This window comes from Caulobacter sp. 602-1, from assembly GCF_003931565.1.
Lineage (GTDB): Bacteria > Pseudomonadota > Alphaproteobacteria > Caulobacterales > Caulobacteraceae > Caulobacter.
The window spans coordinates 1-329 of sequence record NZ_RRYI01000068.1; the positions used below are offsets into that span (position 1 = coordinate 1).

Annotated in this window: 1 protein-coding gene; it reads left to right on the forward strand. The window is 57.8% G+C overall.

Features of this window, described 5'->3' with window-relative positions; translation table 11 throughout:
- The coding region (locus EIK80_RS25275; protein WP_125159718.1) for a threonine/serine dehydratase at positions 1-329 on the forward strand (329 nt) is incomplete at both ends.

Below are 329 nucleotides of genomic sequence, written 5' to 3' on the forward strand. Positions count from 1 at the left end.
TGGTGCATATAACAAGATTGATGCGCTCGCCGAAGAGCAGCTTTCTCATGGTATCGTCACCGCATCCGCTGGCAACCATGCGCAAGGCGTGGCCTATGCAGCCCGGGAACGTGGCGCCAAGGCCACTATCTGCATGCCGCAGATTACTCCGCCGCTGAAAGTGGATGCCACCAAGGCCTATGGTGCCGATGTGGTGCTCTACGGTGATGTGTTCGATGAATCCGCAGCGCATGCTGCCGAACTCGCCGAGACGAAGGGCATGATCTACGTGCCGCCGTTCGATGACTACGAGGTCATTTGCGGTCAAGGCACCATTGGGTTGGAGATTC